General features: G+C 64.7%; 12 protein-coding genes and 1 tRNA gene. 7 read left to right on the top strand and 6 right to left on the bottom strand.

Annotated features, from left to right (window positions below; all coding sequences use genetic code 11):
- Positions 1 to 7 precede the first annotated feature (7 nt).
- The 3 genes from EHO51_RS11775 to EHO51_RS11765 all read right to left on the bottom strand — a co-directional run bounded on the left by EHO51_RS11775 (position 8) and on the right by EHO51_RS11765 (position 3,386).
- The gene (locus EHO51_RS11775) at positions 8 to 1,237 is read right to left on the bottom strand and encodes a CaiB/BaiF CoA transferase family protein (RefSeq protein WP_124739059.1); all 1,230 of its coding nucleotides are present in this window, start codon (positions 1,235 to 1,237) and stop codon (positions 8 to 10) included.
- Between the two features lies 1 nt (position 1,238).
- On the bottom strand, positions 1,239 to 2,048 hold the full coding sequence (locus EHO51_RS11770; RefSeq protein WP_124739058.1) for an enoyl-CoA hydratase/isomerase family protein: 810 nt from the start codon (positions 2,046 to 2,048) through the stop codon (positions 1,239 to 1,241).
- Between the two features lie 258 nt (positions 2,049 to 2,306).
- A complete protein-coding gene (locus EHO51_RS11765; RefSeq protein ID WP_124739057.1) occupies positions 2,307 to 3,386 on the bottom strand; it encodes an AraC family transcriptional regulator in 1,080 nt (359 codons plus the stop codon).
- Positions 3,387 to 3,666: 280 nt separating this feature from the next.
- Here EHO51_RS11765 and EHO51_RS11760 point away from each other — a divergent pair, with 280 nt between their 5' ends.
- Together EHO51_RS11760 and EHO51_RS11755 are read left to right on the top strand one after the other, a co-directional pair.
- A complete protein-coding gene (locus EHO51_RS11760; RefSeq protein ID WP_124739056.1) occupies positions 3,667 to 5,073 on the top strand; it encodes an NAD-dependent succinate-semialdehyde dehydrogenase in 1,407 nt (468 codons plus the stop codon).
- A gap of 50 nt (positions 5,074 to 5,123) precedes the next feature.
- On the top strand, positions 5,124 to 5,606 hold the full coding sequence (locus EHO51_RS11755) for a tautomerase family protein (RefSeq protein WP_124739055.1): 483 nt from the start codon (positions 5,124 to 5,126) through the stop codon (positions 5,604 to 5,606).
- A gap of 432 nt (positions 5,607 to 6,038) precedes the next feature.
- Here EHO51_RS11755 and EHO51_RS11750 read toward each other — a convergent pair.
- Positions 6,039 to 6,128: transfer RNA gene (locus tag EHO51_RS11750), tRNA-Ser, on the bottom strand.
- A 49-nt stretch (positions 6,129 to 6,177) separates the two neighbouring features.
- Here EHO51_RS11750 and EHO51_RS11745 point away from each other — a divergent pair.
- The 4 genes from EHO51_RS11745 (at position 6,178) to EHO51_RS11730 (ending at position 8,703) form a co-directional block, all read left to right on the top strand.
- On the top strand, positions 6,178 to 6,630 hold the full coding sequence (locus EHO51_RS11745) for a gamma-glutamylcyclotransferase family protein (RefSeq protein ID WP_124739054.1): 453 nt from the start codon (positions 6,178 to 6,180) through the stop codon (positions 6,628 to 6,630).
- Complete coding sequence (panC, locus tag EHO51_RS11740; RefSeq protein WP_124739053.1) at positions 6,627 to 7,484, top strand: pantoate--beta-alanine ligase; 858 nt, start codon at positions 6,627 to 6,629, stop codon at positions 7,482 to 7,484. Before EHO51_RS11745 ends, panC begins: the two co-directional genes overlap by 4 nt.
- Complete coding sequence (locus EHO51_RS11735; protein WP_124739052.1) at positions 7,481 to 7,780, top strand: acylphosphatase; 300 nt, start codon at positions 7,481 to 7,483, stop codon at positions 7,778 to 7,780. Before panC ends, EHO51_RS11735 begins: the two co-directional genes overlap by 4 nt.
- Before the next feature lie 80 nt (positions 7,781 to 7,860).
- Entirely contained in the window at positions 7,861 to 8,703 is an 843-nt protein-coding gene (locus tag EHO51_RS11730; protein ID WP_124740130.1) for a shikimate dehydrogenase, read from the top strand.
- 78 nt (positions 8,704 to 8,781) lie between these two features.
- On the opposite strand, the gene EHO51_RS11725 is transcribed toward EHO51_RS11730, so the two are convergent.
- Positions 8,782 to 9,249 (bottom strand): phasin family protein, encoded by a 468-nt coding sequence (locus tag EHO51_RS11725; RefSeq protein ID WP_124739051.1) that lies wholly within the window; start codon positions 9,247 to 9,249, stop codon positions 8,782 to 8,784.
- Positions 9,250 to 9,263: 14 nt separating this feature from the next.
- Positions 9,264 to 9,620, bottom strand: coding sequence for a phasin (locus EHO51_RS11720; RefSeq protein WP_124739050.1), 357 nt, complete (start codon positions 9,618 to 9,620; stop codon positions 9,264 to 9,266).
- A 315-nt stretch (positions 9,621 to 9,935) separates the two neighbouring features.
- On the opposite strand from EHO51_RS11720, the gene EHO51_RS21245 reads away from it, so the two are divergent.
- Entirely contained in the window at positions 9,936 to 12,185 is a 2,250-nt protein-coding gene (locus tag EHO51_RS21245; RefSeq protein WP_124739049.1) for a sensor histidine kinase, read from the top strand.
- Positions 12,186 to 12,641: the final 456 nt, after the last annotated feature.

The raw sequence follows: 12,641 nt of genomic DNA, 5'->3' as shown, positions 1-12,641 counted from the left end.
GATGACCTCAATCGAAATCGCCCATGATGCTGCGGCGGCTCAGAAGGATGCGTCGGTCCTTCAAGCTTTGGATGGCCTCGGGCGCCACCTTGGCTTCCGCGCAGATCTCGGCGTTGTGCTCGCCCTGAAAGGCCGGCGCGCCCGGCGCGGGAAGCTCGGCGCCGCTGAAGATCCACGGAGCGCCGGGCATCGGCGTCGTGCCGCCGGTGCGATCGTCGATCTCGACGATGGCGTTCCATTCCTTGACCCATTCCATCTTCGCGAACTCGGTGATCGAACGGACTTCGCCCACTGCGAGGCCGGCTTCGCTGACATGCGTCTGCAGCTGCGCCAGGTCCTCGAAGGTCAGGATCCAGGCCCGCACCTCGGCGAGGAGGGCATTGAGGTTAGTCCGACGGAGCCGCGCCGTGGCGAACCGCGGATCGACCAGCAAATCCGTCCGCCGCATCATTCCGCAGTAGCTCATGAACATCGGCGTGTAGATCGGGCTCGCGGCGATCGTCAGCCGTTTGCCCCCGGGCAACTCGTAGATGTGGGATTCATTGGCCGAGAGCGCGATCGGCTCCCCCTCGGTGTCGATCTCCGACAGCAGAGCGCCGGCGCGCTCATTGACCGAGAGCATGGTGGCGGCCATGGAGACGTCGACGTGCTGGCCTCTCCCAGTCTTGTGCCGGTGCTCAAGGGCGGCCAGCACCGCAATTACGCCCTGAAGCCCGGTATAGACGTCGGCGTGGCTTGCGGCGTCGTTCATCGGCGCGGTCAGGGCGGCGCCGTAGTGAGTGTGGACAATCGAGGTATGGCCCGTCTCGCATTGCACCGTGGGCGCGAAGGCGGGTCGGCCGCGCCAGGATGTGGACTGGCCGTAACCAGTGATCGACACATAGACGATATTGGGATTGTAGGCGCTCACGTCCTGGTAAGAGAGGTCGAAGCGCGCAAGCGTGCCTGGGCGGAAATTCTCCACGATGATGTCGGCGTGGCGGCAGAGCTCCATGACGATCTCCCGCGCTTCTTTCCAGTTGAGGTCGAGGCTGAGGTTGCGTTTGCCGGCGTTCTGCTGGACGAAATAGAGGCCCATGTCGCCGATGTGCGGCAGGCCCTTGCGACCGATATCGCCCGACGGGGGCTCGATCTTGATAACGTCCGCGCCGAGGTCGCGTAGCGCCTTGGTGCAATGGGGGCCGGCGAGAACGCGGGTGAAGTCGACGACGCGCAGGCCTTGGAGGGGCGCGGACATCTCAGTTTCCCTCGTAGACGGCCGTGCCCGGCCCAGTCTTCAGGAACGCCTCGATCCCGCGCTTCCGGTCCTCGGTCGCCCAGATCATCGCGTTGATCTCGACTTGGCGCCGGTCGGCCGCGGCGATGCCCGCGCGCGCCGATTCATTGGCCAGCATCTTGATGCCGCCAAGAATCCGCGTCGGGCCCGCGGCGAGCTGTCGGGCCCAGGTCAGGGAGACGGCGCCGAGCTCCTCTTCGGGAACGACCAGATTGATGACGCCCCACCGCTCGAAGGCCTGCGGCGAGTGGCGGCGGCCGAGCATCGCGATCTCCTTGGCGCGCGCGACGCCGGCGCGCTGCACCAGGCGTTGGGTTCCGCCGAGCATCGGGTGAAGACCGACCGCGACCTCGACTTGGCCCACGAAGGCGGAGTCCGCGGCCAGGATCATGTCGCAGGTCAGCGCGATCTCCAGGCCGCCGCCCAGCACGCCGCCGTTCAGAGCGGCGACGGTCGGGACCGGGATGCTCTCCAGGCCCTCCAAGAGGGCGGCGAACTTGACGGGGTCGGTGTGTATGACCGTCGTGACGCCGAAGGACTTGACCTCCGCGCCCGCGCAGAAATGGCGCAGGGCGCTGCGCAGCAGGATGGCGCGCGCGCCGGCCTCGACCGCCGCCCGATAGGCGGCGACGAGGGCCTCGAGCATGGCGTCGTCGAGAAGGTTGTGCGGCGGTTTGGTCATCGTCACGACGGCGACTGCGCCGTCGAGCGTCCATTGGACGGGCGCCTCGGCCGCCGGCGTTCGGGAGTCCTGGACGGCTGGGGGCGTCATTCCCTATCTCTCTTCGCTCCACAGTCGCGTCGCTGCTGACTGGAACGCTGGCGTTTCGCCTCGCGGCGTCGCTGGGCGGGAGTGTGCCGGCGAACCGGCGAACCAGCCACGTCCGACTCTGCCAATTTTCGTATTCGAAACTGCCAGTCGGACCGCACATCTCTTTTTTATTCGTCGGTCGTCCAGCCCTCGAGACCATCGCACGCAAGGTGATCGTAACGGGTCAAATCACGCCAAGCGAGAAGTGCTTTGTGGCCTCTATTCGACCTTGGAGAGGATCCCATCGGGGCCCTCCTGCAGGCCGCCGCGATAGACGCTCGGCGCATGTCCCGTCCACTTCTTGAAGGCCTTGCGGAAACTGGTCGCATCCGCGAAGCCCACGCGTTCGGCGACTTCTTCGATCTGCAGCCGGGTGTTTTCCAAATACTCGATGGCGATCGATCGGCGCAGGTCGTCGATGATTCCCTGATACGACACGCCGCTCTCCGAGAGCCGCCGATGCAGGGTGCGCAAAGAAAGGCCCAACTTGTCCGCGATCTCCCGAGCGGGCGGAAATTGCTGCGAGCTGTTGAGGCAGACGACGCGAATCTGTCGCGCCAAGTCGGCGCCGCCGGTCGTCTCGGTCAACACCCGATCGCAGAATTGCTGGCACACCTGGGCGGTGATCGGATTGGCGTTCGGGCAGGATCGATCGAGGACGGCGGGGTCGAAATGCCACTCCATGGTCTCGCCGCCAAACTCGATCGGGCAATTGAACATCCGCTCGTAGAGCCGCCAATACTGCGGGCGCGGGAAGGTGAAAATCATGCGCTTGGTCGGAAATGGCCCTCCCAGGACGTGGCTGAACAGCGACGTCATCGAGCTGCGCCAGAACTCGGCGGCGAAGGGCAGCAAGTCGCCGAGCGCCTCCACGCCGTGGCTCCGCAGAACGGCGGTGTTGTTTTCGATGCTGAAGCTGATCCGCCTCACCGCCGGCCCCGCCATGGTCACATGTTCGACGGAGAGCAGCAGCGCTCGGCCGAAGGTCGCGCTGCTGACCATGGCGTAACCGTAGATGCCATAGTCGCTCAGCCGCTGCCGCGCGCCGGCGAGCAGGCCGATCTCCGGTCGCGTCGCCAGTCGGCGGGCATTGGCGTAAACGGCCAGCCGCTGGCGGTGCGACATGCGCGCCCTGGGATCCTCCAACTGGCAAGGCTGGATACCTGTCTGCGCGAAAAGGTCTTCAACGGAGACGCCCTGCGCGCCCAATTCCGCGGCGAGCGCGCTCAACCCGAGCAGGCTTTGCGTTGGAGCGTCGTGGTCGTCTGGCAGCGGATACACGATCTTGATCGCTTTCAACGATCCCTCCTCCCCGTCGGGACACTGGCACGACTTGACCACCTCTTTTGCGGCCGCGCAACGGATGATCCGGCCGGCGCCAGGCCGATCAGAGGCTCGACAGGACGCGACAAATCAACAGGCGCTCGAGTCCCCGGGCATTGCCCCCTGGCACGTTCGAACGCCTAGATTGGCAGAGTTCGACGTTATTGACGACGACGCGAACGCCTAAGCTCCGCGATGAGACGGACGAGCAAGCACAGCAAGACTTCGTGGCTCGATCACTACGGCGGAGAAACGCATGGCCTACGAAACTGTGAACCCAGCGTCGGGAGCGCATTTGAAGTCCTTCGACGACATCTCCGAGGCGGGGCTCGAATCGGCCGTCGCCACCGCTCAATGGGCCTACCTGACGGACTGGCGCGATCGCCCGGTCGCGGAGCGCGCTCGGATCCTTTCTAAAGCGGCGGCGCTGCTGCGGGAGCGAGCGGATGAGTACGCCGGCTACGTCACTCTCGAGATGGGCAAGCTCTCGGGAGCGGCCCAGGCGGAGGTCCAGCTCTCCGCGGCGATCCTCGACTACTACGCCAGCCACGCCGAGGAATTCTCGAGGCCGAAGACCTTCCCCGGCTTCCCCGACAGCGTGCTCGAGACCCGCCCGATCGGCGTGATCCTGGCAATCGAGCCGTGGAATTTCCCCTACTATCAGGTGGCTCGCGTGATCGGCCCGCAACTGGCCGTGGGCAATGTCGTGCTGCTTAAGCACGCCGAAAGCGTGCCGCAATGCGCGCTGGCGTTCGAGCGGCTGATGCGCGACGCCGGAGCGCCTGCGGGCGTTTTCACCAACCTCTTTGCCAGCATCGAGCAGATCGGGCGCCTGATCGACGACCCCCGCATCGTCGGGGTGACCATCACCGGCAGCGAGCGCGCCGGCGCCGCCGTGGCCGAGCGGGCTGGACGCAATCTGAAAAAGGTTGTCGCCGAGCTGGGCGGCAGCGACCCATTCATTGTCCTCGATGATGCGCCGCTCGAGTCCACGGTCGAGAGCGCCATCTTCGGCCGGATGTTCAACACGGGCCAGAGCTGCGTGTCGTCCAAGCGCATCATCGTGGTCGGCCAGGCGCGCGGACAGGCGTTCCAGGACGCCTTTGTCAGCGGCATGGCGGGACTGAAAGTCGGCGAGCCGACCGCGGAAGACACAGGGCTCGGGCCGATGTCCTCGGAACGCGCATTGAACCTTCTGCTCGACCAGATCAGCGCGGCCAAGAAGGGTGGCGCCAAAGTCCTGGTCGGCGGCGAACGCATCGACAGGCCGGGCTTCTATCTGCAAGCGACGGTCCTGACGGACATAACCTCCGAAAATCCGATTTATGCGCAGGAGCTGTTCGGTCCCGTCGCATCCCTTTTCGTCGTCGACACCGAGGAGGAGGCGATCGCCCTCGCCAATGCCAGCCCATTCGGTCTCGGCGGCTCGGTCTTCGCTGGCGATACAGCGCGCGGCCGCGCGGTCGCCGATCGGATCGAGAGCGGAATGGTCTTCGTAAACCAGCCGGCCTGGACGACCCCCGAGCTGCCGTTCGGCGGCGTCAAGCGCTCGGGCTATGGCCGCGAGCTGTCGGAATTGGGCTTCGGTGAGTTCGTCAATCGCAAGCTGGTCACCGTCGTTCAGTCTGGCTCCCCGCCCTGGGGACCGGTCCAATCTGGTTGACGCCTGCCCGGAAGGCGCAGGGGCAGCCATAACATCGAGGGAGGAGCACTATGCCGCTATGGAAGGTTTACACTCCGGTCGGGGCCTATTCGGATGCCGACAAGGCGGAGTTCGTGGCGAAGATCACCGAAGCGTACGGCACGGTTCCCATTCCAGCGTTTTACGTCGTGGTTATCTTCGAAGAGGTGGCGGCGAACAACATTTTCGTCGGCGGTAAGCCACACCCGAAGTTTGTGCGGTTCAAAATCGACCAGATGGCCCGAACGGCGAATGGCGCTGTGGTGAGAAGCTGGTGGGTTCAGACCATCGATAGTTTTATCGCCCCTTGGGTCAAGGACCGCGGATTCGACTGGGAGGTCACTGTGGATGAGCTTCCCGCCGACCTCTGGTCGATTCAGGGCCAGATTCCGCCCCCCTTCGAGTCCGTTGCGGAGAAGCGCTGGATCGCGGAAAATAAGGTCAGCCCATACTCCTGTCACGAGACGATTCCGGCCAGCGGGAAGATTTGGAACGCCGGCGTCGCCGGCTCCTGAATGACCGGCTCCGAGCCGCTGTGAGATGCGCGGGCCGGCCGCTTCCCCTGCGGCAGGCCCTCGTTTCCGCTTCGGAAACCGCGCCTGGGCCCCGCGAACCTCGCTCGACAACACGGCGCCGAGTTCGCCCCTCGAAGTCGAGATCGTCGGCATCCTCATAGCCGCGGCCAATCGCGAAGATACGGGCGACGACTGAAAGACGCATCACAGGATGAAAGCAGCAGCTGAGTTACGGCGTAAGAAAGACATTCGTTGACGCGACGATTGAGACAATCGCGTCGACATGTTGGGATTGAAAAACCCAAAACTGGTAGGCCAGGTTCGTACATTTAAGCACAACGCCAATTAGTATATATTCTGGGCTGAATTGGCGTCCGTATGAAGGCTTTGACTTAGAAATATCACTAAATATAACTACTTAAGCAATAAAAGTGGCGGAAGGGGTGGGATTCGAACCCACGGTGGAGTTGCCCCCACGCCGGTTTTCAAGACCGGTGCCTTAAACCACTCGGCCACCCTTCCGCGTCGGTCGTGATATAGCACGCGTCTTCTTTTTTTTCGCGACCCGGATTTGCGCGTGCCGCTCTACTTCGCCTATGGCTCCAACATGGACGCCGCCGCCATGGCGGGTCGCTGCCCCCGGTCCCGGCTGCTCGGGCGAGGGCGGCTTGCCGGCTTCAGGACAATTTTGATGCCTTCAGGCTTTGTCAGCGTCGCGACAGACCGCCGCATGAGCGTTCATGGCGTGCTGTGGGACGTCGCGGTCGGAGACGTCGCCGCGCTCGATCGCTACGAAGACGTCGCCCATGGTCTTTACGCCAAGAAAAATTTGCCCATTCTGCGCGAACCCGTCGGCTCCGTCCTGGCGCTGACCTATGTCGGCGCGCGGCCAGATCTCGGCGCGGCGCCCCGCGGCTATTTCGAGGCGGTCATCGCCGCGGCGCGCGCGCAGGCGCTGCCGGGCCCGTATGTCGACTATCTATCGAGCCTGCTTTCCGCTCCGCAATCAGGGCGACGTTCATGAATGCAAAAACGCCGATCGTCGGCGCCGTCGACGAGCTGCGCCGCTATGTGCGCGCGCGCCGCGCCGCCGGCGAGCGCATCGGCCTTGTGCCGACCATGGGCGCGCTTCACGCCGGCCATCTGTCGCTCGTCGACGCGGCGCGTCAGGCGGCGGACCGCGTCATCGTCACGATTTTCGTCAATCCGGCGCAGTTCGGCCCGAATGAAGATTTCGCCCGCTATCCCCGCACGCTCGCGGCGGATGTGGAGAAGCTTTGCAGCGTCGCCGTGGATCTTGTCTTCGCGCCGTCCGTCGATGAGATCTATCCGCCGGGCTTTTCGACGAAAGTCGTGATCGAGGGGCCGGCGACCGCCGACCTCGAAGACCGATTTCGGCCGACGCATTTTTCCGGCGTGGCGACGGTGGTGACGAAGCTTCTCAATCAGGCGCAGGCCGACGTCGCGGTCTTTGGCGAGAAGGATTACCAGCAGCTTTTGGTGATCAAGCGTCTCGCGCGCGATCTCGACATCGCCACCGAAATCGTCGGCGCGCCGACTCTACGCGAGGACGACGGCCTCGCCATGTCTTCGCGCAACGTCTATCTTTCACGCGAGGACCGTGAGCGCGCAAAGCAATTGCACGGCGCAATGAGCGAAGCGGCCCGGCAAATCCTGAAGGGCGAGAACATCGGCGCTGCGACGGGCGCGGCGCGGGACGCGCTGACTGCCGCCGGATTCGAGGTCGACTATCTCGAAGCGCGGCATGCGCAGACGCTCGCCCCGGTCGCCTCTCTCGCGGATGGTCCCATTCGTCTGCTGGCCGCGGCGAAGCTTGGCGCGACGCGGCTCATCGACAATATCGCGGTCCAATCATGAGCGATCGGGAGATCATACGCCTTTTTATCGAAGGGCGGGTGCAGGGCGTCGGCTATCGCGCCTTTCTCGTCCGCGAGGCGCTCGCGCTCGATCTCACCGGCTGGGCGCGCAACAGGCGTGACGGCGCGGTCGAGTCGGTCGTCTCGGGGCCGCGCCAGGCGCTCGACGCGCTGATCGCTGCGGCGCGGCGGGGTCCAAGGCTCGCGCGAGTCGACGCGCTGCGCGAGGAGCCCGCCGATGAAGCCGCGCTCGTCGCGTTTTGCGGCGCCGGCTTTTCCGTCGCGCCCGACGCGTGAGCTGGAGACGAGACGTGGAGACGAGACGTGGAGACGAGACGTGGAGACGAGACGTGGAGACGAGACGTGGAGACGAGAACGTGACAAACGGCCATCGCTTTGTTCTCGCCGGCGTCATAGGCTGGCCGATCGCGCATTCCCGCTCGCCGAAAATCCATAATCACTGGTTCGCGCAATATGGGATCGAGGGCTGCTACGCGCCGCTGCCGGTCGAGCCCGGCCGGCTGGAGGCGGCGTTGCGCGCCATGCCGGCGCTCGGCTTCGCCGGCTGCAACCTCACGATTCCGCATAAGGAGACGGCGCTGCAGTTTCTCGATCATGTCGATGACTCGGCGGCGCGGATCGGGGCGGTCAATTGTGTGGTCGTCGAAAGAAACGGCGCTCTGATCGGCCGCAATTACGACGGCTATGGTTTCATCGCGTCGCTTTATGAGGCGGCGCCCCTTTGGCGCGCCGAGCGCGCGCCCTGCGTTATCATCGGCGCCGGCGGCGGGGCGCGCGCGATCATCCACGGCTTGCTTGAGGCGGGCGCGCGCGAGATTCGGCTTTTCAACCGCACCCTGGCGCGGGCGGACATTCTCGCCGCCGACTTTGGGCCGCGCGTGTCGGCGCTCCGCTGGGAAGAACGCCATGCCGGGCTCGCCGGAGCGGGACTTCTCGTCAATGCGACGAGCCAGGGCATGGTCGGCCAGTCGCCGCTGGATCTGTCGCTCGCGGCGCTGCCGACATCGGCGCTGGTCGCCGACATCGTTTATGCGCCGCTGGAGACGCCCTTATTAGCGGCCGCCCGCAAACATGGCGCGACTCCCGTCGACGGGCTCGGCATGCTGCTGCATCAGGCGCGCCCGGCGTTTCGCGACTGGACCGGCGTGATGCCCGACGTGACGCCGGCGCTGCGCGCCATGATCGTCGCAACGCTGTAAAAGATCGTCGCAACGCTATAAAGAAAGAGCGCCGCGACATCGCCGCGGCGCTCTCCTTACATTAACTCACTTTTCGCGTTACGCCGCGCGCGCGCCGTAGATCGGCGTGATTGAGAAGCTCAGCAGACGTTGCGCGAGCGTCATCAACTCGGTCGACTGCCGCATCAGCGTGTCGAGCCGGTCGCTCACGAAGCGCGACTGAAGGGTCGTCACCTCGTCGATCGTCTTGGCGCTGGCGAGCCGCTCGGCGAAGTCGAGCAACGCAGTGGCGTTTTCCGCCCAGAGATCGATGGACTTCTGCTGCCAGAGGGCAGGGTCGAATCCTTCGGCCTCGCTTTCGGCGGGCTTTGGAGGTTCGGAGATCGCGAGGGCTGTAGAGGGAGCCGCGACGACCACCGGCGTCTGCGTTTCAACAGGGGCGGGGGCCGGCTCTGCGCTGACAGCTTCGTTCGTCGTCGGAGCCGTCTCGGCCTCCGGAACGCTGGGGGCGAAGCGTTTCGTTTCCGGGGCCTTTGGCTTTTGGGAACCGTTCTGCGGATTGGCCATTAAGCTTCTCCCGGTTAGGACTTCGTCGTCGAGCGCTGGAGGCTCGCGCCAAGCTCCGTGGTCTGCTCCTGGATCGCCCGCAGTTGCGCCTGAACGAACTCCGACTGAAGCTTGAAGACTTCCTGCGGGTCCTTGGCGTGGACGAGCTTCTGGGCCAGATCGAAGGCCGCGTTCACATTGGCCTCGGCAAACGACAGGGCCTTGACGCTGACGTCCTTGGCGCTTGGCAACCCGAACGGGATCTCCGCCGAAGTGTCGAGCGCCTTCTGCGCGGCGCCGGCGAAACCTTCAAAGGCCTTGCGCGCCTGTTCGACGCTCTTCTCCGCAAAATCGCGGACTTCAGTGGGAATTTGGTAGACAGCTTCGACCATGGCGCACCTCCGTGCGGTGAAAAATTAAACAAGCGCCGCGCTAAACCATATTTAACCCGCCTCGCGCCCGGCCCCGACGGCGATCCGGCGAGTCCAGTCATACTGCCCGATTTTATGTTGCGATGCAACAATTTTGTGCGCCGCAGCAGATCTCGGGGACGGTAGTTCTCGAGTGTAGAAATACTATGAAAGGCGCGCGACAATCATAGACCTTGCGCGCGGCGGCGGCTAATTTGCTTGCATCCGTTAGCGTCGAGCCGACGAGACGCCTGAGAAGCGCGCGGCGGGCGAGACCGTCGGTTGAGGCGGTAGGCAATGGGCGGTTCGCAGCAGGACCTCGAGGAAGACGCGCGAGCAGCCGCTTGCGTGGCGGCCGATCCTGTTTTTTCCGCGCTCGACGCCTCCGGCGCGCCGATTGTCGCGGCGAGCGGCGATCCCCTGCGCATTGCTTTTCTGAACGAGTCCGCCCGCGCGGTCTTTGGCGAAGACGCCGGCGCGCTCGCCGAACGGCTGTTTCGCGGCGACGATCCGGGGCCGCGACGTCTGACCGAGCTTGTCGGCGAACTGCGCTGCCGCCCGGGTCTTCGTCTTGAGCGGCTGCGCTTTCGTGTTTCGGGGCAGCCGCAGACGGTCACTTTTCTCTGCCGCAGCCTCGCCGCGGAAAGCGGCGACTGTTTCGTTATCGCGGCGCTTGGCGTTCGCGCGGACTCGCCAGCTCAGGAACCGCGCGCGGCTGAAGCGCGGGTCAGCGATGAGACGGCGGCCCTCCGCCGCAGCCTGGCGGCGCGACACGGCGCGCGTTCGCCGCGCTTCTTGTGGAAGACCGACGCCGCGGGACGATTCACCGCCGTGACCCATACGCTCGCCGACGTGGTGGGCGAAAAAACCGCCGACATCCTCGGCCGCTCAGTGCAGGATGCGACGCAAGCCCTTGCGCTCGACGCTGCATTTGTCCGCGCCGTCGCCTCGCGCCGCGCGTGGAGCGGCGTCGAGATTGAATGGCCCTTCGAAGGGGATGCCGGATGTGTGCCGACGACGCTCGGCGCCCAGCAGATGACGGATTCCGCAGGGCGGTTTCTCGGCTATCAGGGCTATGGCGTGTTGCACATCAATCGCGCGCGAGCCGCCGAACCCACTGCGGCGACGGGCGTCGGTTCGCGTTCTGAAGAGAACGCCTTCGAGCCGTTGCTCGACAATGTCGTGATGCTGCGCGCGCCGGCTTCGGCGCGCGTCGATGTGGGAGAGGCGCTCAGTTCGAGCGAACGCCTGGCGTTTGAGGAAATCGCGCGGGCGCTCACGGAAGGCGATCTCGTCATCCCCGCAGCGGAGGCCGCGGCGCCGTCGGAGCCCGATCCTGACGAGCAAGCGGCGCCGACGCGTCGCAATCTGGAGCTCATCGCGCCGGGCCCGGAGCAAAGCGCCCTGGCGCTCGCGCGCGCGCTCGAAGAAAAGCTTGCGCGGGCGAAGTCCGAGAGCGCGCTTCTTGGCGCGGCTTTCGACCTCTCTCGCGCGCCGCTTGCGATCGTGGCGGCGGACGGGATGATCGTGAGAGCCAACGCGCCCTTCGCTGCTTGCTTGGCGACGGAGGCGACTGCGCTTGAGAGCCGCAACCTGACGTCTTTTTTCGCCCCAACCGACGCGCAAATCCTCAGCCAGCGTTTTTCCGACGTCCAGCCGCACGCCCACGCGCGCGTATCGCTGGCCACAGCGCCGCTGCGCGGGAACGTCCCCGTCGATCTCATCCTGCGCCGGGTCTTCGTCGACGGAAGGCCAATAATGTTGGTTTCCGCCGAGCCTTGGGAGGCCGCCTCTGCGGATGACCGCGCGTTGGAAGCGGCGCGTCTTGCCGCCGAAAGCGCCAATGCGGCGAAGTCCGATTTTCTGACCCGCGTATCGCATGAGATTCGCACGCCGCTGAACGCCATCATGGGTTTTGCGGAAGTGATGATGGAGGAGCGTCTCGGGCCGATCGGCTCTCCCCGCTACAAGGAATATTTGAAAGATATCCGCGCTTCCGGCGCGCATGTCCTATCCCTCGTCAACGATCTATTGGATCTCTCCAAGATCGAAGCTGGCAAGATGGAGCTTTCCTTCTCGCGCGTCGACGCCAATGCAACCATCGCCGAATGCGCGTCGATCATGCAGGCCCAGGCCAATCAGGGGCGCGTCGTCATGCGTCTCGCGCTTGCGGCGGGCCTGCCGCCGCTGCGGGCTGATGCGCGCTCGCTCAAGCAGATTCTTCTCAATCTGCTGTCGAATGCGGTGAAGTTCAACGAGCCGGGCGGTCAGGTCATCGTGTCGACCGCGCTGAACGACGCCGGCTCTGTCGTCATCCGGGTCAAGGACACGGGGATCGGCATGTCGGAGGCGGATGTCGCAACCGCCTTGGAGCCGTTCCGGCAGGTTGGCGCTTCGCGCAGGGCGAGCGGAACGGGGCTTGGACTGCCGCTGACAAAGGCATTGATCGAGGCGAATCACGCCTCATTCAGCATCAAGAGCCGTCACAACGAGGGCACGCTGATTGAAATCGCGTTTCCGCCGCCGCAAGCTCTCGCGGCGGAGTAGTCCGAACGACGATGGAAGAGGGGGCCGGTGGGAAACGAGAGCTGAACCGGAGCAGCTCAGTCCGTTGGCGCAACAACGCCGACTCTTAGGCCAAGCTGGTGCTTGCCAACGGACCGTATGGAACTAAAGGCCTTAGTTTTCTTGACCTTAGCGGCCAATCTTCATCGCGACGAGAGCGCCGCCGATGACGATAGCGAGCATGAGTCCCGGGATAAGATACTGCATATTTTTTCCTCCCACGTTGAGCCAGCCAGTGGCTCTTTTTTCCGGCTTCGCCGCGATATAGCTTCACCAAAGGGCACTGTCTTTGTCAAGCGCCACCTTGCCCTATTTGTGCGGGTTTGTGCCGATCTTCGCTGCATCGGATCGCTATGTCACAGGCCGACAATCGCGACGCTGAAGCCATCGGCCGATAAGAAGTTGCAGGGGGCAGACTGACCGAGCGTCGCGCATTGC

The organism is Methylocystis rosea, assembly GCF_003855495.1.
Taxonomy (GTDB): Bacteria; Pseudomonadota; Alphaproteobacteria; order Rhizobiales; family Beijerinckiaceae; genus Methylocystis; species Methylocystis rosea_A.
This window is presented reverse-complemented; position numbering and strand designations above follow the sequence as displayed.